Origin of the sequence: Bradyrhizobium sp. BRP20, assembly GCF_020194215.1 — a bacterium.
GTDB classification, from domain to species: Bacteria; Pseudomonadota; Alphaproteobacteria; order Rhizobiales; family Xanthobacteraceae; genus Bradyrhizobium; species Bradyrhizobium yuanmingense.
On sequence record NZ_JADYVY010000003.1, the window covers coordinates 332,726 to 354,946 of the forward strand.

Annotated in this window: 15 protein-coding genes; 11 read left to right on the forward strand and 4 right to left on the reverse strand. The window is 66.2% G+C overall.

All coding sequences use genetic code 11. The features are described 5' to 3' along the window. Window positions 1-230: 230 nt before the first annotated feature. The 5 genes from lpxC (at window position 231) to I6F33_RS10600 (ending at window position 8,090) form a co-directional block, all read left to right on the forward strand. Entirely contained in the window at window positions 231-1,193 is a 963-nt protein-coding gene (lpxC, locus tag I6F33_RS10580; protein WP_057026919.1) for a UDP-3-O-acyl-N-acetylglucosamine deacetylase, read from the forward strand. 242 nt (window positions 1,194-1,435) lie between these two features. Beyond that, window positions 1,436-2,326, forward strand: a complete 891-nt coding sequence (locus tag I6F33_RS10585; protein WP_036003576.1) for an outer membrane protein assembly factor BamD — start codon at window positions 1,436-1,438, stop codon at window positions 2,324-2,326. 13 nt (window positions 2,327-2,339) lie between these two features. Continuing rightward, window positions 2,340-4,013 (forward strand): DNA repair protein RecN, encoded by a 1,674-nt coding sequence (recN, locus tag I6F33_RS10590; protein WP_036003579.1) that lies wholly within the window; start codon window positions 2,340-2,342, stop codon window positions 4,011-4,013. Window positions 4,014-4,177: 164 nt separating this feature from the next. Then, window positions 4,178-6,331: an NAD-dependent DNA ligase LigA gene (gene ligA, locus I6F33_RS10595; RefSeq protein ID WP_225142353.1), complete on the forward strand. Its 2,154-nt coding sequence runs from the start codon at window positions 4,178-4,180 to the stop codon at window positions 6,329-6,331. A 310-nt stretch (window positions 6,332-6,641) separates the two neighbouring features. Continuing rightward, entirely contained in the window at window positions 6,642-8,090 is a 1,449-nt protein-coding gene (locus I6F33_RS10600; protein ID WP_036028330.1) for a cell wall hydrolase, read from the forward strand. A gap of 107 nt (window positions 8,091-8,197) precedes the next feature. Here I6F33_RS10600 and nadC read toward each other — a convergent pair whose 3' ends face one another. Genes nadC through nadA form a run of 3 tightly spaced genes read right to left on the reverse strand, consistent with a single transcriptional unit; the run spans window position 8,198 to window position 11,809 of the window. Next, a complete protein-coding gene (gene nadC / locus I6F33_RS10605) occupies window positions 8,198-9,076 on the reverse strand; it encodes a carboxylating nicotinate-nucleotide diphosphorylase (protein WP_225142355.1) in 879 nt (292 codons plus the stop codon). A 10-nt stretch (window positions 9,077-9,086) separates the two neighbouring features. Beyond that, window positions 9,087-10,691: an L-aspartate oxidase gene (locus tag I6F33_RS10610; protein WP_225142357.1), complete on the reverse strand. Its 1,605-nt coding sequence runs from the start codon at window positions 10,689-10,691 to the stop codon at window positions 9,087-9,089. Window positions 10,692-10,702: 11 nt separating this feature from the next. Continuing rightward, window positions 10,703-11,809 carry a quinolinate synthase NadA gene (gene nadA, locus I6F33_RS10615; RefSeq protein WP_225142359.1) on the reverse strand — a complete coding sequence of 369 codons (1,107 nt, stop codon included), beginning with the start codon at window positions 11,807-11,809 and terminating at the stop codon, window positions 10,703-10,705. 350 nt (window positions 11,810-12,159) lie between these two features. On the opposite strand from nadA, the gene I6F33_RS10620 reads away from it, so the two are divergent. The 6 genes from I6F33_RS10620 to I6F33_RS10645 all read left to right on the forward strand — a co-directional run bounded on the left by I6F33_RS10620 (window position 12,160) and on the right by I6F33_RS10645 (window position 19,434). After that, window positions 12,160-13,413, forward strand: coding sequence for an MFS transporter (locus I6F33_RS10620; RefSeq protein WP_036028320.1), 1,254 nt, complete (start codon window positions 12,160-12,162; stop codon window positions 13,411-13,413). Window positions 13,414-13,455: 42 nt separating this feature from the next. Then, complete coding sequence (locus tag I6F33_RS10625; protein ID WP_128263697.1) at window positions 13,456-14,442, forward strand: MDR family oxidoreductase; 987 nt, start codon at window positions 13,456-13,458, stop codon at window positions 14,440-14,442. A gap of 114 nt (window positions 14,443-14,556) precedes the next feature. Then, entirely contained in the window at window positions 14,557-15,144 is a 588-nt protein-coding gene (locus tag I6F33_RS10630) for a hypothetical protein (RefSeq protein ID WP_128263696.1), read from the forward strand. Window positions 15,145-15,306: 162 nt separating this feature from the next. Beyond that, a complete protein-coding gene (locus I6F33_RS10635; protein ID WP_225142361.1) occupies window positions 15,307-15,552 on the forward strand; it encodes a hypothetical protein in 246 nt (81 codons plus the stop codon). 200 nt (window positions 15,553-15,752) lie between these two features. Further along, window positions 15,753-17,489, forward strand: coding sequence for a methyl-accepting chemotaxis protein (locus I6F33_RS10640; protein WP_225139075.1), 1,737 nt, complete (start codon window positions 15,753-15,755; stop codon window positions 17,487-17,489). Window positions 17,490-17,745: 256 nt separating this feature from the next. Next, window positions 17,746-19,434 (forward strand): methyl-accepting chemotaxis protein, encoded by a 1,689-nt coding sequence (locus tag I6F33_RS10645; RefSeq protein ID WP_036038279.1) that lies wholly within the window; start codon window positions 17,746-17,748, stop codon window positions 19,432-19,434. 3 nt (window positions 19,435-19,437) lie between these two features. On the opposite strand, the gene I6F33_RS10650 is transcribed toward I6F33_RS10645, so the two are convergent. Next, entirely contained in the window at window positions 19,438-22,143 is a 2,706-nt protein-coding gene (locus I6F33_RS10650) for a DUF2339 domain-containing protein (RefSeq protein ID WP_225142362.1), read from the reverse strand. Window positions 22,144-22,221 lie beyond the last annotated feature (78 nt).

A 22,221-nucleotide genomic window follows, 5' to 3' on the forward strand; every position in this document is an offset into this window, starting at 1 on the left:
TCAGTAAAACTGCCGATAGCGGTCCCGAAACCCGGCGCAATTTGGTTAAGCCTTGGCGCGAATACGGCAGGTTTGGGGTAACAATCGGTAAAAAAGCGTGAGTTGGCGCTGTTTGAGGCTGCAACTATGGTTTGCCGTGACTTGGGGATGCGGAGATTCGGTAGCGTCGGCTCTGGCCGGCCGGGCGGGTCTCGTATAAGTCGCAGTGGGTCTTAGTGGGGCGGTTCCTGATGAAGTTTAGCCGGCAAACAACGCTTCGTGCGCAAGCCTCTGTGGCAGGCGTGGGCGTTCATTCCGGTCTTCCCGTCACTCTCACGCTTGGGCCTGCGCCTGTCGACGCGGGTTTTATTTTTGTCCGGACCGGACTTGAGGGAAGTGACCGCGAAGTTCAGGCCACCGCCGAGCAGGTGATTGCGACTGACTTTGCCACCGTCCTCGGCGACCGCAACGGTCCGCTGGTGTCCACTGCCGAGCATGTGCTTGCTGCACTGCGGGGAATGGGTGTCGACAACGCCACCATCGAGATCGACGGTCCCGAAGTCCCGATCATGGACGGCAGCGCCGCCGCCTTCATCGCGGCAATCGATCAGGCCGGCATCGTCACCCAGCCGGCGCAGCGCCGTTTCATCCAGGTTCTGAAGCCGATCTCGGTCAAGATCGGCGACTCCTTCGGCGAGATCAGGCCCCACACCAACGGGTTCCGCGTCGAGGTCGAGATCGATTTCACCAATCCCGTCATCGGCCAGCAGGCTTACGCCTTCGACCTCAATCCGGAAGGTTTCCGCCGTGAAGTCGGCCGGGCCCGGACCTTCGGCCTGATGTGCGATGTCGCGCGGCTCTGGAGCGCCGGCTATGCCCTCGGCGCCTCGTTCGACAACACCGTTGTGTTCGACGACGAGCGGCTGCTCAACACCGAGGGCCTGCGCTACGCCGATGAATGCGCCCGTCACAAGGTGCTGGACGTGATCGGCGACCTCTCGCTGGCCGGCCTGCCGCTGCTTGGCGCCTACCGCTCGGTGCGTGGCGGTCATAAGCTCAACCACGCCGTCTTGACGGCGCTGCTCGCCGACCGGACCGCCTGGCGGGTGGTCGAGGGCGAGGCTGCCCGCCGCACCACGCGTGCCGTGGGCGAGGTCGGTCGTGGCATCGTCGGCGGCCGGGTCGCTGCGGCCTTCGGACCGGATGTGTCCTGACGCGGCCTGCCGCCTTCGGAACGTGGCTGGCGGCCCCCGGGAAACTCCTGGTAACCATGATCGGCTAGCATTGCGGCAGGTTCGCCTTAATCCGGGCGAAATGCCTCCCTATCCGGTTCGTTAACGATCGTTTTCGGATACATCGGCGTGGTCGCGTGGCAGGCACCACGGTTACATTTCGCGCCCATGAGGGTTCGTGGGCTGGCGGACACCGCATCACAGGGCGTCAGGGCTTAAAACTCATGTCGGCACAGCGTATGACGCGCGGATTTTTCTCGGTCTCGTCGCGAGCCCGCGGGCTGATTCAGGCCGTCACCTTCATCGTTCTTGCGCTGCCGCTCGCCGGATGCGGCACGGGCGCGCTCTGGGACAAGTTCACCGCCAAGGATGACACCTTCGTCGAGGAGCCCGCCGACAAGATCTACAATGAGGGCCTGTACCTCATGAACGAGAAGAAGGACATGAAGGCGGCGAACAAGAAGTTCGAAGAAGTCGACCGTCAGCATCCTTATTCCGACTGGGCCCGCAAATCGCTGCTGATGTCGGCCTATGCGTCCTATCAGGGCGGCGATTATGACGGCTGCATCGGTGCCGCCACCCGCTACGTCACGCTGCATCCCGGCAGCCCGGATGCGGCCTATGCGCAATACCTGATCGCCGCCTCCCATTACGACCAGATCCCGGACATCAGCCGCGACCAGACCCGCACCGAAAAGGCGATCGCCGCACTGGAAGAGGTGGTGCGCAAATATCCGAACTCGGAATATGCGACCTCGGCCAAGGCCAAGATCGAGGGCGCGCGCGACCAGCTCGCCGGCAAGGAAATGAATGTCGGCCGCTACTACGCCCAGAAGCGCGACTACACGGCCGCCATCAATCGTTACAAGACCGTCGTGACGCAGTACCAGACCACTCGCCATGTCGAGGAGGCGCTGTTCCGGCTCACCGAGGCCTATATGGCGATCGGCATCGTTGGCGAAGCGCAGACCGCGGCGGCGGTGCTTGGGCACAATTTTCCTGACAGCCGCTGGTACAAGGACGCCTATAATCTTGTAAAATCCGGCGGTCTCGAGCCGAGCGAGAATCAGGGGTCCTGGATCAGCCGGACCTTCAAGAAGATGGGTCTCGGCTAGGAAATTTGGTTCCATGCTGGCGCGTCTGTCGATCCGTGACATCGTCCTGATCGAACGGCTCGATATCGAATTCGCCTCCGGCCTCGCGGTTTTGACCGGCGAGACCGGTGCGGGCAAATCCATCCTGCTCGATGCCTTTGCGCTGGCGCTCGGCGGCCGCGGCGACGCCGGCCTCGTGCGTCACGGCGCGGAGCAGGGGCAGGTCACGGCCGTGTTCGATGTCCCGAAGAATCACCCTGCGACGAAGATACTGGCCGAGAATGGCCTCGACGACACCGGCGAGATGATTCTCCGGCGCGTGCAGCTCGCCGACGGGCGCACCCGCGCCTTCATCAACGACCAATCGATCAGCGTGCAGACGCTGAAGGCGGTCGGCACCGCCCTGGTCGAGATCCACGGCCAGCACGACGAGCGCGCGCTGGTCGATGCCGCCACCCACCGCCGCCTGCTCGACGCTTTTGCCGGCCTCGAGAAGGACGTCGCGGCCGTCGAAGCGCTCTGGGATGCGCGCCGCACCGCCAACACCGCGCTGGAGGAGCATCGCGCCGCCATGGAGCGCGCGGCGCGCGAGGCCGATTATCTGCGCCACGCCTCCGACGAGCTGAAGCAGCTCGCGCCCAAGGACGGCGAGGAAACCGCATTGGCTTCCCGCCGCACCACCATGATGCAGGGCGAGAAGATCGCCTCCGACCTGCGCGAGGCGCAGGAGGCGGTCGGCGGCAATCATTCGCCGGTTGCCGCGCTCTCGGCGGCGGTGCGCCGGCTGGAGCGCCGCGGCGTCAACTCGCCGGCGCTGGTCGAGCCCGCGGTAAAGGCAATCGACGCGGCGATCAACGCGCTGGAGGAGGCCGATCAGCATCTCCAGGCGGCGCTGGCCGCAACTGATTTCGATCCGGCCGAGCTCGAGCGCATCGAGGAACGGCTTTTTGCTTTGCGTGCGGCGTCTCGCAAATATTCGACCCCGGTTGACGGCCTCGCCGCGCTGGCCGCCAAATACGCCGCCGACGTCGTCCTGATCGATGCCGGCGCCTCGCGCTTGAAGAAGCTGGAGCAGGCCGCGATCGAGGCGGACAGCCGCTATGCGGCGGCCGCCAAGAAGCTGTCGCTGGCGCGGCAGAAGTCGGCCGAGAAGCTCAACAAGGCGGTCAATGCCGAGCTTGCCCCGCTCAAGCTCGAACGCGCGAGGTTCATGACCCAGGTCGAGACCGACGAGGCTGCGCCCGGGCCGCAAGGTTTCGATCGCGTCGAGTTCTGGGTGCAGACCAATCCGGGCACCAGACCGGGGCCCTTGATGAAGGTCGCTTCCGGCGGCGAGCTGTCGCGCTTCCTGCTCGCGCTCAAGGTCGTGCTGTCCGACCGCGGCTCGGCGCCGACGCTCGTCTTCGACGAGATCGACACCGGCGTCGGCGGCGCGGTCGCGGACGCCATCGGCGGGCGCCTGGCGCGGCTTGCCGGCAAGGTCCAGGTCATGGCCGTGACCCACGCCCCGCAGGTCGCCGCCCGCGCCGACCAGCACCTGCTCATCTCCAAGGACGCCCTCGACAAGGGCAAGCGCGTCGCCACCCGCGTCAATGCGCTCGCCGCCGACCACCGCCGCGAGGAGATCGCCCGCATGCTCGCCGGCGCCGAGATCACGGCCGAGGCGAGGGCTGCGGCGGAACGGCTGCTCAAGGCGGCGACGGCTTAGGCTTGTGTCCCGGACGCGCGTAGCGCGAGCCGGGACCCAGAATGCCTGCCGCGACATGGGCCCCGGCTCTGCAGCGCACCGCTGAAGGAGCGCTGCGCTGCGCCCGGGGCACGAGATTTCCACAAGCCTTTACCCTCCCGCCCGCTCCGTCGTATCCAAGCACCATGGCCAGAGCAGCAAAATCCAAAGCAACACCGCTACGCGACGTCGCCGAGCTCACCAAGGCGCAGGCCAAGGTCGAGCATAAGCGGCTCGCCCTCGAGATCGAGGGGCACAACGAGCGCTACTATCAGGAGGACGCGCCCACCGTCACCGACGCCGAATACGACGCGCTGCGCCAGCGCCTCAACGCGATCGAGGCGCGTTTTCCCGAGTTCGTCACCGCGGACTCGCCCTCGCAGAAGGTCGGCGCCGCGCCGTCAGGGCGCTTCAAGAAAGTCCCGCATGCCGTGCCCATGCTGTCGCTCGACAACGCCTTTGCGGAGGAGGACGTGCGCGACTTCGTCGGCCGCATCGTGCGCTTCCTGAAGCTCGACGACGACAAGATCGACTTCTCCGCCGAGCCGAAGATCGACGGCCTTTCGATGTCGCTGCGCTACGAGGGTGGCGAGCTCGTCACCGCCGCGACGCGCGGCGACGGTGCGGTTGGCGAGGACGTCACCGCCAACATCCGCACGCTCGAAGACGTGCCGCAGAAGCTGAAGGGCCGCAACATCCCCGACATCTGCGAGGTGCGCGGCGAAGTCTACATGACCAAGAAGGCGTTCCTGGCGCTCAACGAGCGGCAGAAGGCGGCAGGCGACACCATCTTCGCCAATCCGCGCAATTCGGCCGCCGGCTCGCTCCGCCAGAAGGACCCGACCATCACCGCCTCCCGTCCGCTCGGGTTCTTCGCCTATGCCTGGGGGCAGATGAGCGCGATGCCGGAAGACACGCAGAGCGGCATGATCGGCTGGTTCGAGCGCTGCGGTTTCAAGACCAATCCGCTCACCAAGCTCTGTCACTCGGTCGAGGAACTGCTCGCCTTTCATCATGCGATCGAGGAGCAGCGCGCGCGGCTCGACTACGACATCGACGGCGTCGTCTACAAGATCGACCGCATCGACTGGCAGGAGCGGCTCGGCTTCGTCTCGCGCACGCCGCGCTGGGGTATCGCGCACAAATTCCCGGCCGAGCGCGCCATGACGGTGCTGCGGGACATCGAGATCCAGGTCGGCCGCACCGGCTCGTTCACGCCGGTCGGCAAGCTCGAGCCGGTCGGCGTTGGCGGCGTCATCGTGCAGAACGTCACGCTGCACAACGAGGACTACATCAGGGGCATCGGCAACAAGGGCGAGGTGCTGCGCGAGGGGCGCGACATCAGGATCGGTGACACCGTGGTGATTCAGCGCGCCGGCGACGTCATCCCGCAGGTGGTCGACGTCGTCTTCGACAAGCGGCCGAAGAGCGCCAGGGAATTCCACTTCCCGAAGAAGTGCCCGTGTCCGCTGCACACCGACGTCGTGCGCGAGGAGACGGCGACGGGCGAGGAGGGCTCGCGCGCCCGCTGCACCGGCGAGTTCGCCTGTCCCTACCAGAAGATCGAGCATCTGAAGCTGTTCGTGTCGCGGCGGGCCTTCGACATCGACGGCCTCGGCGAGAAGCAGCTCCAGTACTTCTTCGACGAGGGCTGGGTGAAGGAGCCCGCCGACATCTTCACGCTGGAGAAGCGCAACGCAAAACTCAAGCTCGAGGAGATCGAAGGCTACGGCGCGACCTCCGTGCGCAACCTGTTCGGCGCCATCGAGAGCCGGCGCAGAATCGCGCTGGAGCGCTTCATCTTCGCGCTCGGCATGCGCCATGTCGGCGAGACCACGGCGCTGGCGCTGGCGCGCGGCTACGGCTCGTGGGACGCCTTCCACGATGCCTGCCTCAAGGTTGCCAAGGGCGACGAGGAGGCGATCGCGGACATGGACGCGCTCGACCAGATCGGCGACACCGTGATCAAGAGCATCGCCGACTATTTCGGCGAGAGCCACAACCGCGGCATCGTCGAGCGGCTGACCAGGGAGGTCGAGATCGTCGATGCCGAGAAGCCGAAGAGCAATTCGGCGGTGACCGGCAAGACCGTGGTGTTCACGGGCTCGCTGGAGAAGATGACACGGGATGAAGCCAAGGCGACGGCCGAGCGGCTCGGGGCCAAGGTGTCGGGCTCGGTTTCGAAAAAGACCGATCTCGTCGTCGCGGGCCCCGGCGCCGGCTCGAAGCTCGCGGACGCCAACAAGCACGGCGTCAAGGTGCTGACCGAAGACGAGTGGTTGAAGCTGATCGCCGAGTGAGGGGCGCGTTGGCCCCTCGCAACCGTCGTCATCGCACAGGCGCTCCCCCAACAGCTTCCCGTGATGGTACGCGGGGGCGCAAGAGTTCCTTCACCATTCGCGTTGACCCGATGTTTACCGCTTCACGTGAGGCCGCATTTACCAATGCGCGACGTCGCCCCGTGAAAACACCTGCATTCGCTTGAGTGTGCCGCCTGCGCAACGCCGATTAACGCCCCGGCAACCTAAATTAGATACTCACAATAAAGATCGAATTGCACGGATGTACTGAGTTCGATCGAACCAGCGTAAGCGTAGCGTGAGCGTATCGATGTCTGTGTTGCGTAACCATCCGAAGGGCGCGCGGTTCGCGTCCTTCGGCATCGGTCTCTGCATCTTCGCATTGATGCCGAGAGAGACCGGCTATCAGGACATTGCCTCGTTGCTGGCGCGCCAACCCGGCGTCGCCGAGCGGTGGCAGAAGCAGGTGTTCTCCGCTGCGTCCTCGATCCAGCTTGCCACCTACAGTTTTTCCCGCCCCATCGGCACCTCGGTTCCGCAGAGCGCGATGGTTCGGCTCGCGAGCCTCGACGGCGGCGACGTCACCGGCGCGATCCGCCGCAATCCGGCGCTTCAGGCACCGCCGCGCTACCACGCATCCGACTTTCCCAAGGTCGATCGCGCCCTGAAGGGCGATCGCCTCGCAATCGTCCCGCCGACTCAGTCGCCTGAGACGGCCGCGCCGGCTGCAGCACCGGCCAAGGAAGATCCCGCGACCTCGAACAGCTCGGTGTTCGGCGCCAAGACCGCCGCATTGCCGCCGGCGATGTCGCCGGAATCCGCGGCCCCGCTCGATCCCGAGCTGCAGGAGGCGATGCGCGCGCCGCCGCTGCCGCAATATTCCAATCCGCCGCAGGCGAGCGAGGCTGCGCGCGCGTTCGCGGTGCAGCCGCTAGAAGCGCTGAAGCGCGCCACGGCGCCGGCTGTTCCCGCGCGCGATCCTTTCAGCGTCAAGACATCGAGCCTGTTCTTCGGCAGCTCCTCGCTGGGCGGCAATCTCGAGACCATCGAGAGCTGGCAGCCCGGCGCCGAGCCGCTGATCGTGATGCCCGACCCCGACATGAAGGTGACGGCCTCGCTGACCCCGCCGACGGCGGAGATCGCCAAGGACATCGAGAGCGGCGAGAGCGTCGCGCCGAAGGGCGAGGTCAACGCCGACAACCAGCGCGGCAAGTCGCCGGCGGAGCGACTCGCGCTCGACGACAAGTCGCGCGCCAAGTCCGAGAAGTGTCTTGCCGAAGCCGTCTATTTCGAGGCCCGCGGCGAAGCCGTGCGCGGCCAGATTGCGGTGGCGCAAGTGGTGATGAACCGCGTCTTCTCCGGCAAATATCCTGACACCGTATGCGGCGCGGTCTATCAGAACAAGCACCGTCACCTGGCCTGTCAGTTCACCTTCGCCTGCGACAACAATGCCGACGTGATCCGCGAACCCGAAATGTGGGAGCGCGCCAAGAAGATCTCCAAGGCGATGCTCGACGGACAGATCTGGCTGCCCGAGGTCGGCAAGTCCACGCATTACCATGCCTATTGGGTCCGCCCGTCCTGGGTCGCCGAGATGAAGAAGCTGTACAAGACCGGCGTGCACACCTTCTATCGGCCGCGCAATTGGGGCGACGGCAGCGAGTTGCCGAGCTGGGGCACGCCGGCGCAAACCGCCGCGCTCTCCGCCGCGCTCGCGCAGGAAGCCAAGAGCTCCGCGGAGTTGGGCGAGCGGCGGTAGCGCCTACAAGTGATCGTCATGCCCGGGCTTGTCCCGGGCATCCACGTTCTTCGTAACGCATGACGTTGATGGCCGGGACAAGCCCGGCCATGACGCGAGAGGTGCCATCACGCCTCGATGTCCAGCGCACAATCGAAATTCGGCGCAGAATGCGTCAGGGCGCCGGCCGACGCATAGTCGACGCCGGTGGCCGCGATGCCGGCGATCGTGTCCAGCGTGACGCCGCCGGACGCCTCCAGCGCGACGCGGCCCGCGTTGAGCCTCACCGCCTCGCGCAGCGTCGCAAGGTCCATATTATCGAGCAGCACCGCATCGGCCATCCCGCTCTCGAGCACCTCGCGCAGCTGCGCCAGCGTGTCGACCTCGATCTCGATCTTGACGAGATGGCCGGCATGGGCGCGGGCGCGCTCCAGCACCGGGCGGATGCCGCCGGCCACCGCAATGTGGTTGTCCTTGATCAGGATCGCATCGTCGAGCCCGAAGCGGTGGTTGAAGCCGCCGCCGCAGCGCACCGCGTATTTCTCCAGCGCCCGCAATCCCGGCGTGGTCTTGCGCGTGCAGCAGATGCGCATCCTGGTGCCTTCGGTGCGGGCGACATAGTCCGCGGCGAGCGTGGCGATGCCCGACAGCCGGCCGACGAAGTTCAGCGCGGTGCGCTCCGCCGTGAGAATGGCGCGCGCCGGGCCCGAGATCGTCAGCACGTGCTGGCCGCGCGCAACCCGCGCGGCATCGCGGACATGTGCGCGCACCTCGATCTCGGGCGAAAGCTTCTGCAAGGTCGCGAGCGCCAGCGGCAATCCGGCGATCACGCCGGACTGGCGCGCGACCAGGATGGCTTGCGCGCGCGTCGCCTCCGGGATCGTCGCCAGCGAGGTGATGTCGCCGGCGCGGCCGAGATCCTCGTCGAGCGCGCGCTCAACGGCGGTCTCGATGGCCAGCGGCGAAAGGAAGGCATCGGGATAGAGCAGTGAGGTCGGGGTGATCATGGGGCCTCCTTCAGGCGATCATGGATTGCACAAGGCGTGGCCGCGGGCGCTCGTCGAGGCTCTCCGCGACCTCGCGCGCCGCGGCGAGCGTGGTCATCGTTCTCTGCGCCAGCGCTGGGTTCTCGGCCGAGTGATCGGAACGGTAATGCGCACCGCGGCTTTCGTGCCGCGTCCAGGCCGCAACGGCGACGAGCAGGGCCGAAATCGCCATGTTGCCGAGGACGCCGTGTCCGGCCTCGCGCTCGAGTCTGACGAAATGGCGCACGGCTTGCGCAAGCCCATCACCGTCGCGGATCACGCCGACATGCGCGCTCATCATTGCGCGCAGCCGCTTCACCTCCGCAGCATCCGGCGTGCCGGCGCGTGGTGTCACCAAAGAGTCGGGAAGGCGTGCCGGCGGGGACACGGTGCGGCCGGCGATGTCATCGGCAATGCGGGCGGCATAGACGACGGCTTCGAGCAGGGAATTCGAGGCAAGCCGGTTGGCGCCATGCGCGCCCGTGGAGGAGACTTCGCCGGCGGCCCAGAGGCCGTCGATCGAGCTGCGGCCGCGCGCGTCAACCGCGATGCCGCCCATGTGGTAATGCGCGGCTGGCGCGATCGGAATCGGTTGCGTCGCGGGATCGATGCCGGCGGCGATGCAGCTCGCATGCACGGTCGGAAACCTCGTCGCGAAACGCGCGCCCAGCGCCTGACTCGCATCGAGGAAGGCGCCGCTTCCGGCCGCGATCTCGGCGAACACGCCGCGGGCCACGATGTCGCGGGGCGCGAGCTCCGCGAGCGGGTGGCGGGCGCTCATGAAGCGCTCGCCGTTGCCATTGATCAGCGTTGCCCCTTCGCCGCGCAGCGCTTCGGTGGCGAGCGGTGCCGGGTCGCGGCCGACCATGATGGCAGTCGGGTGGAACTGCACGAATTCAGGATCGGCAATCACGGCGCCGGCGCGGGCGGCGATCGCAAGGCCCGAGCCGCTCGCTTCCGACGGGTTGGTGGTGACGGCGTAGAGATGGCCGAGCCCACCGGTCGCAAGCACGACCGCGCGTGAGGCGAGCACGAGCGGCCGTGCCGCGGGATTGCCGGCATCGCGCAATTGAAGCCCGGTGACCGCGCCGTCCTCGGTCAGCAGTGCTTCGGCGACGAAGCCTTCCATCAGGCGGATCGAGGGCGTGCGGCGCACGGCCTCGCTCAAGGCCGCGATGATCGCGGCGCCGGCGCCATCGCCGCGCACATGCACGATGCGACGCGCGGAATGCGCAGCTTCCCGTCCGACGGCGAGCTTGCCGTCGAGATCGCGGTCGAACGGCACGCCATAGGCGAGAAGATCGTGGATGCGCGGCGCAGCCTCCCGCGCAATGCCGAGCGCAACGGCTTCGTCGACGAGGCCGCCGCCGACCGCGACGGTGTCGGCAGCGTGTGCCTCCGGCGTATCGCCTTCGGCGACGGCCGCCGCGATGCCGCCTTGCGCCCATGCCGAGGACGCGCCGCGCCCGAGCGGTGCCGCCGAGATCAAGGTCACCGGCCGCGGCGCGAGCTTCAGCGCGCAGAACAGTCCGGCAAGGCCGCCGCCGACGATGACGACGTCGTCGGTGCGGGCGCGGTCGTGGATGCCGTGTTGCATGTTACTCGCCCTCAATTTCTCAGATTGATCATGCGCTCGACCGAGTGCCGCGCGCGTTCCGCGAGCGCGGGGTCGATCGTCACCTCCTCGCGAAGCGTCAGCAGGCTTTCCAGGATGTTGGCGAGCGTGATGCGCTTCATGTGCGGGCAGAGATTGCAGGGGCGAAGCATCTCCACGTCGGGCAGCTCGGCCCGGACATTATCGGCCATCGAGCATTCCGTGATCATGACGAGCCGCCGCGGCCGCTTTGCCCGCACCCAGTTGATCATGTGCGCGGTCGAACCGGTGAAGTCGGCTTCCGCCAGCACGTCCGGCGGGCATTCCGGATGCGCGATGATCTGCACGGACGGATCGGCCTCGCGAAAGCTCCGCAGCTCTTCGCCCGTGAAGCGCTCATGCACCTCACAGGCGCCTTTCCAGGCGATGATCTTCACGTCGGTCTTCGACGCCACGTAAGTGGCGAGGTATCGGTCGGGCAGGAAGATCACGGTCGGGGCGTTCAGGCTCTCGACCACCTGCACCGCGTTCGAGGACGTGCAGCAGATGTCGACCTCGGCCTTCACCTCCGCCGAGGTGTTGACATAGGCAACAACAGGCACGCCGGGGAATTTCTCCCGCAGCAGCCGCACGTCCGCACCGGTGACGCTGGCGGCGAGCGAGCAGCCCGCGCGCGAATCCGGGATCAAGACGGTCTTGTCCGGATTGAGCAGCTTCGAGGTCTCCGCCATGAAGTGCACGCCGCATTGGACGATGATGTCGGCCTTCACCTTGGTGGCTTCGACCGCGAGCTGGAGCGAGTCGCCGCCGATATCGGCGACGCAGTGGAAGATCTCCGGGGCCTGGTAGTTGTGAGCGAGAATGACCGCGCCCCGCGCGCGCTTGAGCTCGTTGATCGCGTGAATCGTCGGCGCCATCAGCGGCCATTCGATCGACGGGATCACGTGCTTGACGCGGTCATAGAGCGGCGCAGTGGCGCGTTCGACCGCCGGCGTCCATTCCAGGGAGGGCATCAGCCAGGTCGGTCCCGGACGCACCGGCGCGGCGCGCGGGGAGGCGGTGGGTTGGCCTTGCGGCCGGTTGGCAAAGTCGTCGGGACCGTAAATTGCAGTGATCGGCATTGAAGCCTCCCAAGTGTGGCCATTATGCGTGGAATTATGCTCAGTTTGAGAATATATGGGGCCCGAGAAATCCGGCCTAGGAGGCCGGGCGAACGTCGCTGCGGTCGGTATATGCTCAACCTGAGTAGATCGAACATAGCACGCGTCGCTGCTCGCCGCTAGGGCCTGCCCGCACACATTCCCGTCACTGCGCGCCTGCCAGGCGAGGTCAGATTGAAACGCAATGCTCCCGCGTCAGCTCTTCGTGGAATGCAATCGTTTTGGCCTTGGGATTTTCATGCATATGCATTAAACGGGCTGTCCCGCGGCTGCTGATTTGCGGCTCCGCCAAGGACAAGACGAGGACAACCATGTCGACACAGATCGGCGAGCTCGCTCCGGCCTCGCGTTCCTCCAACTGGCGTACCCCGGCCGTCATCATCCTCTGTGGTTGTGCCATCGGCATGCTCGGTTTCGGTCCGCGCTCGGCGCTCGGCTTCTTCGTGCAGCCGATGAGTCACGAATTCAGCTGGGGCCGTGACGTGTTCGGCCTCGCCATCGCCGTGCAGAATCTGTTGTGGGGACTGGGCCAGCCGTTCGCCGGTGCGGTCGCGGATCGCTTCGGCCTGTTCCGGGTGATGTGCGTCGGCGCGCTGCTCTATGCCGGCGGCCTGCTCTTGATGCGCTATTCCTCGACGCCGCTGTCGCTCAACATCGGCGCCGGGGTGATGATCGGCTTTGGTCTGGCTGGCTGCTCGTTCAACCTGGTGCTGTCGGCCTTCACCAAGCTCTTGCCCGCGGAGAAGCGCGGCATCGCGCTCGGCGCCGGCACGGCCGCGGGCTCATTCGGGCAGTTCCTGTTCGCACCGATCGGCGTTGCCTTGATCGACAATTTCGGCTGGCAGCAGGCGCTCTCCGTGTTCGGCTTCCTGATGCTGCTGATCATCCCGCTCTCGCTGGCGCTCTCGACGCCGCCGGTGACAAGCGTGAACAGCGCAACGCCCGCGGATGACCAGACCATCACCAAGGCGCTTGCCGAAGCTTTCGGTCATCGCTCCTACGTGCTCCTGGTGCTGGGCTTCTTCACCTGCGGCTTTCAGCTCGCCTTCATCACCGTGCATCTGCCGGCGTTCCTGGTCGATCGCGGTATCACCGCACAAACCGGCGGCTGGGTGATCGCGGCGATCGGCCTGTTCAACATCATCGGATCGCTCAGCGTGGGGTATCTCCAGAACTACCTTCCTAAGCGCTACATCCTCTCGGCCATCTACTTCACGCGCGCGCTGGCGATCCTCGCTTTCATCTCGTTCCCGATCACGCCGTTCTCGGCGATCGCGTTCGGTGCAATCTCCGGCCTGACCTGGCTGTCGACGGTGCCGCCGACCTCGGCGCTGGTGGCGCTGATGTTCGGAACGCGCTGGCTCGCGACGCTCTACGGCTTTGCCTTCGTCAGCCATCAGGTAGGTGGCTTCCTGGGCGTCTGGCTCGGCGGCATCGTGTTCGAGAAGTTCGGATCCTACACGCCGATCTGGTGGCTCTCGATCCTGTTCGGCGTGCTCTCGGCGCTGATCAATCTTCCGATCGTGGAAAAACCCGTTCAGCGGGCGGTTGCGCAGCCCGCCTGATCGGCTAAACATCCCCGACAAACAAAGTCAGGGAGTTCAGTCGTGGCCACATTCAAGGCTGTCAGGATCGACAAGGCGGACAAGGGCACCACCGCGCAGCTCGCGCAGTTCGACGAAACCGAGCTGATGGAGGGCGACGTCACCGTCCGCGTCGAATGGTCGACGCTGAACTACAAGGACGGCCTTGCGCTCACCGGCAAGGCGCCGGTGGTGCGCCGCTTCCCGATGATCGCCGGCATCGATTTCGCCGGCACGGTCGAAGCCTCCTCGCATCCACAGTGGAAGGCGGGCGACAAGGTCGTTTGCACCGGCTGGGGCATGGGCGAGACCCATCTCGGCGCCTATGCCGAGAAGGCGCGGGTGAAGGGCGACTGGCTGGTCGCTCTTCCGCAAGGGCTATCGGCGCGCGATGCCATGGCGATCGGCACCGCCGGCTTCACCGCGATGCTCTCGGTGCTGGCGCTGGAGAAGCACGGCATCTCGCCGAAGAGCGGCCCGGTCGTGGTGACGGGCGCTGCCGGCGGCGTCGGCTCGGTCGCGATCGCCGTGCTCTCGAAGCTCGGCTACCACGTCATCGCTTCGACCGGCCGGGCCTCCGAGGCCGACTACCTGAAGCAGCTGGGGGCTGCCGAGATCATCGATCGCAATGAATTGTCGGCCCCGGCAAAACCCCTCGCCAAGGAGCGCTGGGCCGGCGGCGTCGACAGCGTCGGCTCGACCACCCTCGCCAACCTGCTTTCGATGACGAAATATGGCGGCGCGATCGCGGCCTGCGGCCTGGCCGCCGGCATGGACCTGCCGTCCTCGGTGGCGCCGTTTATTTTGCGCGGAGTGTGCCTTCTCGGCATCGATTCGGTGATGTGCCCAATCGAGCCCCGGAAGGCCGCCTGGCAGCGCTTGGCCTCCGACCTGGACCGAACAAAACTCTCTGAAATTACTGAGGAAATTTCGCTCGACGAGGTTCAGGGCTGGGGCGCGAAAATCCTCGCCGGCCAGGTTCGCGGCCGCGTCGTGGTAAAAATTGTCTGACGGCGTTCAGACTTTACCAACCAAGCTGCTTCAATCTCGCCATGGTTCGTATGGTAAGCAGCGGGTAAAGAGATAAAGGCATCGCCCGCTGCGGGGGTTGGTTCGGAGTTGAGCATGCTTGCGCGTATTGTGTTGGGGGCTGTCACGGCGGCAGCGACGTTTGCGCCGGCCATCGCTGGAAGCATGAACGCCGACGAGGCGCGCCGCTTCGTGGCCGGCAAGGTGTTCGCCTTCACCTGTTTCGACGGCACCCGCGGTGCAGGCCGCATCCTCGACGATCTCGGCGCCGCCGGTGCGGTGCAATTCTCGGGCTCGGGCCCGGTCAAGCACCTCCGACTTCCCGGCAATACGCTCCAGATCCGCGGCCAGAATGTTTGCGCCTCGATCAAGGGCATTCCGTTCGAGCCCTGTTTCAACCTCGAAAAGACCGACGATCGCAGCTTCCGCGGCTCGGTGTCGGGCATGGGCTTCGCCTATTGCGACTTCCGTCACCAGGGCGGCAACCAAATGCTGATGGCGCGCGCTGCAGCGCGGCCGCGCTCGCTGCACCGACCGGAGCACACCGGTACGGTCGCCGCGTCGAACACCGAGGTTGCCGCGCGCGTCGAGACGCCGCGTGTCGAGGGCAGCCGGCTCGAGCCGGTGAAGTCCGAGCCGGCGAAGAACGAGGGACCGCTGGAGCTGCGCCGCTCCACGCAGTGAGCTCGCCTGCGCGAGACAACCCGCGCCATTGATCGTCGAAGGCATCATCGAACATCAAGCCGCCTGCGCCGTAGTCATACGGACGGCGGCTTTCATGCCTTGGTAGCTGTTCGGGCCGCAGTTTGCCCGCGCCGGGGGGCGGTCCCACGCAAGGGTTCAATCATGTCGCTCTATTTCTTCCGCATCAGCACCGGCCGTTATTCCGGCGCCGCCGACCTGCCGTACGAGTTCGAGGATCGCGCAGCCGCCTGGACCGAGATGACCGAGGTGTGCGCCAATCTGCTCAGCGGCATCGCGCGCGGCCTGAATCCGAACGCCGAATGGTGCATGGAGCTGCTCGATGAGGACAAGCAGCCGGTCTTTCGAATCAGCCTCGTCGGCGAGGCCATCGGATGTAAAGCGTCCTAGCTCCGACTTGAAGCTGCAATTTACAACTATGACGGGATCGTTTCCTTTCGCGCTCAATCATTTAGCGTGCAAAGTCAGTATTTCTGCGAGGGATTTCGTTAACCAAATCGGAATGTGAGAAGCTCATTTTTTGGGCAATGGCGCAGTCAGGGGAAGCCGACAATGACTCGGCTGCGCGTTCCTTCGGGGGAAGCATGCCCATGTTGAGCCTAGTTCAGAATCTGAGGATCGGGACCAAGCTGGCGATTGCGTCGGCGCTCGGTGTGCTCCTGGTTGGGGCCATGATTGCAAGCCAGATGCTCGGCAATGCGGGAATTCGCGAGAGCAGCCAGAGCGCGCTTGCGCAGCAGCAGATCGCGCGCGACGCAGTCAAGGCCGAGGCTGCGGTTCGCGGCATGCAGCTCGCGGTACGAGACCTTCGTCTTGCCAATAGCCCGGCTGACATTCAGAAGGCCGTCCAGAATCTGGGCGAGCGGCAAAAATCGACGAATGCGCTGGTCGATGAAATGCTGAAGCTTTCTCACGAGGCGGAGAACCGCGCTCGGATGGAGAAACTGAGATCGCTGGCTGCGAATTACGAAAAGGCCGCGCAGCAGATCGCCGGCGTGCGCGGCGAAGCCCTGGCCGCCAGCGGTGCAGACGGAGCGGCCCGCGCTGCGAAGCTCAATGAAGACGTCGTTCGCATCGCACGCGAGGTGACCCTGCCGATTGCCGGCGAGCTCGACGTGCTGATCAGCCAGATCGCCGACTACGCAAGGCACAAATCCGAGGAGAAGAATGCCGCGGCCGCGGCACAAATGAGATCGAGCGAGCAGCTTGCGATCCTGGTCGGCGCACTCGCCATGCTCGTCCTCGTCGGCTCCTGGCTGATGTCGTTCCTGACCATCGCGCGGCCGATCCGTGCGCTCACGGTCGCCATGGACAAGCTCGCCGGCGGCGATTTCTCCGTGGTTCTGCCCGGTCTCGGCCGCAAGGACGAGGTCGGCGGCGTCGCGGCGGCCGTTGAAAAGTTCAAGGTCGTGTCGGAGCAGAAGGCGCGCGAGGACGCCGAAGCCAAGATCAGGCAGGACCAGATTGCGTCCGCGCAGCGCAAGGCCGAGATGCACAAGCTGGCTGACAGCTTCGAAGCCGCGATCGGTGAGATCGTCGATACCGTGTCCTCGGCCGCGACCGAGCTGGAAGCTTCCGCCTCGACGCTGACCGCGACCGCGGCGCGCGGCCAGGAGCTCACGACCATGGTTGCTGCCGCTTCCGAGGAAGCGTCCACCAACGTGCAGTCGGTCGCGTCGGCGACCGAAGAGCTGTCGTCGTCGATCACCGAGATCAGCCGGCAGGTGCAGGAATCCGCCCGCGTCGCCGGCGATGCGGTGAACCAGGCTCGCACCACGACCGATCGCGTCGGGGAGCTCTCCGCTGCTGCGGCGCGGATCGGCGACGTGGTCGAGCTGATCAACACCATCGCCGGCCAGACCAATCTCCTGGCGCTCAATGCAACCATCGAGGCCGCGCGCGCCGGCGAGGCAGGCCGCGGCTTTGCCGTCGTCGCTTCGGAGGTCAAGGCGCTTGCCGAGCAGACGGCGAAGGCGACCGGCGAGATCGGCCAGCAGATCGCCGGCATCCAGACCGCCACCGAGCATTCGGTCGGCGCGATCAAGGACATCAGCCACACCATCGAGAAGCTGTCGGAGATCTCCTCGACCATCGCAGCCGCGGTGGAAGAGCAGGGGGCCGCAACGCAGGAGATCTCCCGCAACGTGCAGCAGGCGGCGACGGGCACCCATCAGGTGTCGTCCAACATCACCGACGTGCAGCGCGGCGCGAGTGAGACCGGTTCGGCATCCTCGCAGGTGTTGGGCGCCGCGCAATCGCTGTCAGGCGACAGCAACCGGCTGAAGCTCGAAGTCGGAAAGTTCCTCGATACCGTCCGCGCGGCCTGACACGTGCCTTTGCGTCCGCATCGTAACGGGAGATGCCGGTGCGGCTGCAACAGAGAGTTGCAGCGAACCACGATCGCTGCGCACGAGCCGTATTTTTACGTAGCCTCCTGTTAACGCCTGTTTGCGATTATGCGCGCAATCCTTCGGGAAAAGAACCAGCCAGCATTGTTGAACTGACCTTCGCCCGGGTCGTCCGTCGTGACGTCTGCGGCGCAGATGATGTGCGCGTTGCCGGGTAATCATCGGGATTGTCGTGATGTCGAAATTGTCGATCGTCTTCAAGCTGCTGACCGTGCTGTCGGTCCTCGTGCTCTCGCTCGCCGGCGTCGGCGTGATGGCGATCGGCACGATGCAGAACATCAACGCCCATACGGTCGAGATCGCGCAGGGCTGGTTGCCGAGCGTGCGTGCGCTCGGCTCGATGCGTGCTGACATCAACGAGCTCCGCGTCGCGCTGCGTCTGCACCTGATGCAGGATACTGCCGAAGGCAAGGAGGCTGCCGAGAAGCGCCTGGCAGGTTTGCGCGAACGGATCGAGAAGACCCGCAAGATCTACGAGCCGCTGATCACGCGCGCAGAGGAGCGTTCGCTCTACGAGCAATGGACCAAGGCCTGGGCCGAGTACCTGAACGGCGTGCAGGATGTAATGGCGCTGTCGCGCAAGAGTGTCGGCCGCTTCCCGACCGATGCCAACGAGATGTTGCAGACCAAGGTCGCGAAGATGGCTCAGGCCGCCGATCCGCTGCTCCAGAAGGGCATCGAAATGAACAATCAGGGCGCCGAGCTGGAGACGAAGCAGGCCGCCGACAGCTACGCTACGATCTTCCGTGTGCTGGTCGGGATCATCGTGGCCTCCGTCGTGATCGCGATCGGCGCCGCCTACTATCTCGTGCGCGACGTCTCGCGTGGCATCGCTTCGATCATCCGCCCGATGCAGTCGCTCGGCGAGGGCGACCTTGCGGTGGAGGTGCCGCATCGCGGCGAGAAGACCGAGATCGGCTCGATGGCGGATGCGCTCCAGATCTTCAAGGAGGCGCTGATCGCCAAGAAGGCGGCCGACGCTGCGGCGGCGCGCGACGCCGAGGCCAAGATCGAACGCGGCCGACGTGTCGATGCCATCACCCGCAATTTCGAGGTCATGATCGGCGAGGTCGTCGAGACCGTATCGTCGGCTTCGACCGAGCTCGAGGCGTCCGCGGCAACGCTGAGCGGCACAGCGCAGCGCGGCCAGGAGCTCGCAACCGTCGTTGCGGCTGCGTCGGAAGAAGCTTCCACCAACGTCCAGGCCGTGGCCTCTGCTTCCGAGGAGCTGTCGTCCTCCATCACCGAGATCAGCCGCCGCGTGCAGGATTCGGCGCGGATGGCAGCGGAAGCGGTCGAGCAGGCGGCGCGGACCAACGAGCGCGTCAACGCGCTGTCGCAGGCGGCCGCCCGCATCGGCGACGTCGTCGAGCTCATCAACACCATCGCGGGCCAGACCAACCTGCTCGCGCTGAACGCGACCATCGAGGCGGCGCGCGCGGGCGAAGCCGGCCGCGGCTTTGCCGTCGTCGCCTCCGAAGTCAAGGCACTGGCCGAGCAGACCGCGAAAGCGACCGGCGAAATCGGGGCGCAGGTCTCGGGCATCCAGGCGGCGACGCAAGAATCCGTCAACGCCATCCAGGAGATCGGCGGCACCATCGAGCGGCTGTCGGAGGTGTCCGCGGCGATCGCCGCCGCCGTCGAGGAGCAGGGCGCGGCCACGCAGGAGATTTCGCGCAACGTTCAGCAGGCCTCGCTCGGCACGCAGGAAGTGTCGTCCAACATCACCAACGTGCAGCGCGGTGCGATCGAGACCGGCTCGGCCTCGAGTGAAGTGCTGTCGGCGGCGAAGTCGCTGGCGACCGACAGCACCCGCCTGAAGGTCGAGGTCGCGCAGTTCCTGGAATCGGTCCGCGCGGCCTGACGTTTAGCTGCCCGTCTGCGGCGCGGCCGGCGGCGGTGCGATCTGCCGCCGGAACAGGATACGCTGGTAGAGCCAGCCGATCGCGACCAGCACGACGCCGAGGCACATGAACGAGAGCGCCCGATAGACGCCGGTCAGCGTCCACACGTCGACGGCGAAGGCCTTGAAGATCGTCAACGCGATGACGGCGGCGGACGCCAGCCGCGCACGCTCCGAATTGACCAGGATGCCGACGCCGAGCAGCGCCACGCCAAAAGCGAGCCAGCCGATCGAATAGGTATATTGCTCGGCGCTCGTGGTGCCACCGTAGAGCAGGACCGGGCCGTGATAGAAGCGGCGGATCTCCAGCGTCACATAGGTGAGCGCGAACACCAGGGCACCACCCGCAATCGTGTTTGCATATGCGACACTGCGGTGTCCTGCCACCGCGTAGGAGAGCAGCAGCATCAGCACGGCCGGCAACGCATAGCCGAGCAGCAGCAGATTGAACACGAGGCTGCCGACATTGACGCTGGAGAGCAGCATCGGGTTCTCCAGGATCAGGAGGCCGAACACGCTGATAAAGCCGGCGATCGCCGTCAGCACGACCGCGCCGACATTGTGCACGATGCTGCGGCTGCGCAGCCGCAGGCGCTCCAGGCCGATTGCCATGGCAAGCGTGACACAGACTTGCAGCGCGAACTCGAGCAGCGAGGGCGGCGAGGTCATGCGGCCGCCGGTCGCAAAGTGCCGGATCTCCATGAAGGCGAGCAGCGCGGTGAACAGGATCGCCGCCGTCTCGACCACGCGCAGCGGCGGATCGTCGGCGCGGCGGCGCAGGAAGATGCTCGCGCCCCAGAACGAGGCGGCCGGCAGGCCATAGCCCCACAACAGCCAGTTGAAGATCGGCGTGGTCCCGACGGCATCGCCGACGATGCTCGGATCATAGACGATGCGCGCGGTGACGATCGCAGCGAAGACCGCAGCCAGCCGGCGCAGCACCGGAATCGGCCGCTGCAACGAGATCCAGGCGGTGCCGAGTGACATCAGCGCGAGCGCGATGGTGAGCCAGCCCTTCTCCAGGGCGAAGGTCAGCGCCAGCGCCAGCGCGCCGAGCGTACCGGTCGCGAACAGCGCGACCGAGGTTGCAACGCCGGGCCGTTCTTCGCGGCGCATCAGCGCTTCGGTCGCAGCGCCAAAGGCCGCAGCGAGCAGCACGGCGAGGATCGCAAACGGGATCGAGCGGTCGAGATGGGCAATGCGCGCATAGAGCGCAACCAGGATGCCGATCGGCGTCGCGACGCCCGCCGCCGACCACACCACGGGAATGATCACCGAGTTCGAGCGGCCTTGCGCGAAAAAGCCCGTGACGCCGAAACCGGCGGCGAAGATCGCGGCCGTCACCAGATGCAGCGTCACCGCGCTATCAATCGCGACCGGGCCGACGCCGGGCATCGGGCCGCCCGGCAGCACCAGCATATCGGGGTTGGCGCGCACCGCCCATTCGGCGAACACGATGAACACGGCCGCCGCGGCCGCGCCCAGCGCGCCGGTCGCCGCCGGTGCGCGCCAGGCGACGAACAGCGTGCCGCCGACGAGGAGCGTGAAGGCGATCAGCGCGAGATCCGCATGCGCGCTCGACAGCACGACCAGCATCGCGCCGAACAAATAGGCGCCAAGCGCGCCCGATGAGACCGGCTCGATCTCGCCGTCTTCCATGCTGGGCCCGAACATGAAGCCGCAGACGACGAGCAGTGCGGCGAGCACGAAGCCGGCGATGGCATGGAAGGCGTGCGGCGCGACCTGCACCTGTTCGGTATCGAGACCCGGGAAGATCCAGAGCACCGCGAAGGCAATGGTCGTGACCGCAAGCCAGCGCCATAGCCTGATGCGGGCGAGCCCGAAACTCGCGGCCGTCACGACCGCAAGATAGATGTAGAGCGCCCAATAATCCGGCTTGCCGGAGGAGACGAGGATCGGCGTCACGAAGGCGCCGACGACGCCGAGCCCGGCGAGCGCAGGGCCGTGCAGGAGCGCTGCGGCCAGCGTGCCCATCGCAACGATGCCGAGCAGCACGAAGGCCGTCGCAGGCACGAGGAAGTCGTAGAGTGCGTACGCCGCGTAGATGGTCGCGAACGCCACCGCCGTGCCGGCCGCGGTGAGGATCGCGGGAATGTTGGCGATAGGCAGCGCCGCGATGCTCGAGATGCTCTCCTTGCGCCGCGTCCATTCGCCGGCGCCAAGCAGCGCAGCGGCGAACAGGCCGCCGAGGAACACGCGCACGCCGGGGCCGAGCAGACCGGCCTCGATCGAATAGCGCACCATGAAGAAGCCGCCGAGCGCGAGCGCAAGCCCGCCGATCCACACCACCCAGCGGGTGCCGAGCCGCTCCTCGAAGCCGGGTGCTGCCTCCGGCACCGGAGGGGGCGCAGCGGCGCCCGTGCTCGGCTCGAGCGGGGGCGGCGAAATCTCTTCGGTGACGAGCGGAGGCGGCGTCGTTTCGGCTTCCGGGGCCAGCGGCGGCGGCTCTGCGGCTGCAGTCGTCGCGGGGGCTTCGGCTTGCGCCGGCATCAGCGGGGGCGGCTGCACCGGCCGCTGCGCGTAAAGCGTCTCTTCGAGCGACCTGATCCGGCGGCGCAACTCGGTCGCCTGGCTGGACGCCTTGATCGCGATCAGGAAGGAGATGATCGCAATGATCAGCGCAAAGACGTCAAACGGGCCGTCGAGCATGAAGCCTCCAGGCAATCGGCGGGCAGGGGCCGATACCACTGATATCAGGAACTTAATTTCTTGAGCATGATCTTACCG

Excerpts from the sequence above, each read along its gene's own strand:
- lpxC (WP_057026919.1), top strand. The coding sequence starts at position 231 with ATGAAGTTTAGCCGGCAAACAACGCTTCGTGCGCAAGCCTCTGTGGCA.
- I6F33_RS10585 (WP_036003576.1), top strand. The coding sequence starts at position 1,436 with ATGTCGGCACAGCGTATGACGCGCGGATTTTTCTCGGTCTCGTCGCGA.
- recN (WP_036003579.1), top strand. The coding sequence starts at position 2,340 with ATGCTGGCGCGTCTGTCGATCCGTGACATCGTCCTGATCGAACGGCTC.
- ligA (WP_225142353.1), top strand. The coding sequence starts at position 4,178 with ATGGCCAGAGCAGCAAAATCCAAAGCAACACCGCTACGCGACGTCGCC.
- I6F33_RS10600 (WP_036028330.1), top strand. The coding sequence starts at position 6,642 with ATGTCTGTGTTGCGTAACCATCCGAAGGGCGCGCGGTTCGCGTCCTTC.
- nadC (WP_225142355.1), bottom strand. The coding sequence starts at position 9,076 with ATGATCACCCCGACCTCACTGCTCTATCCCGATGCCTTCCTTTCGCCG.
- I6F33_RS10610 (WP_225142357.1), bottom strand. The coding sequence starts at position 10,691 with ATGCAACACGGCATCCACGACCGCGCCCGCACCGACGACGTCGTCATC.
- nadA (WP_225142359.1), bottom strand. The coding sequence starts at position 11,809 with ATGCCGATCACTGCAATTTACGGTCCCGACGACTTTGCCAACCGGCCG.
- I6F33_RS10620 (WP_036028320.1), top strand. The coding sequence starts at position 12,160 with ATGTCGACACAGATCGGCGAGCTCGCTCCGGCCTCGCGTTCCTCCAAC.
- I6F33_RS10630 (WP_128263696.1), top strand. The coding sequence starts at position 14,557 with ATGCTTGCGCGTATTGTGTTGGGGGCTGTCACGGCGGCAGCGACGTTT.
- I6F33_RS10635 (WP_225142361.1), top strand. The coding sequence starts at position 15,307 with ATGTCGCTCTATTTCTTCCGCATCAGCACCGGCCGTTATTCCGGCGCC.
- I6F33_RS10640 (WP_225139075.1), top strand. The coding sequence starts at position 15,753 with ATGTTGAGCCTAGTTCAGAATCTGAGGATCGGGACCAAGCTGGCGATT.
- I6F33_RS10645 (WP_036038279.1), top strand. The coding sequence starts at position 17,746 with ATGTCGAAATTGTCGATCGTCTTCAAGCTGCTGACCGTGCTGTCGGTC.
- I6F33_RS10650 (WP_225142362.1), bottom strand. The coding sequence starts at position 22,143 with ATGCTCGACGGCCCGTTTGACGTCTTTGCGCTGATCATTGCGATCATC.